Annotated in this window: 1 protein-coding gene; it reads right to left on the reverse strand. The window is 43.2% G+C overall.

What is annotated here, in order from left to right; all coding sequences use genetic code 11:
* Positions 1-222: class II D-tagatose-bisphosphate aldolase non-catalytic subunit (locus tag NE668_RS10130; protein WP_256196929.1), on the reverse strand; the 222-nt coding region annotated here is incomplete at both ends.

Below are 222 nucleotides of genomic sequence, written 5' to 3' on the forward strand. Positions count from 1 at the left end.
TTCCGCAAATTTGCTCGGCTCTGTATCAGTTCCGTATATCAGCTCTTTTTCGATATTTTCCAGTGCGAACATTGCTTCACGCATAGCAAATGTAAGTCCCGGACCTACTTTCAAAATGCCGACTCCGTCTTCTACAAGCTCGCGCAGTTTGATCTTTGTTTGATAATCTGTAGAATGTCCTTCAAATACCAATGTCGGGAAATCTTTGATCGCAGCCATCAG

It is taken from the genome of Veillonella parvula (genome assembly GCF_024461875.1).
GTDB classification, from domain to species: Bacteria; Bacillota; Negativicutes; order Veillonellales; family Veillonellaceae; genus Veillonella; species Veillonella parvula_I.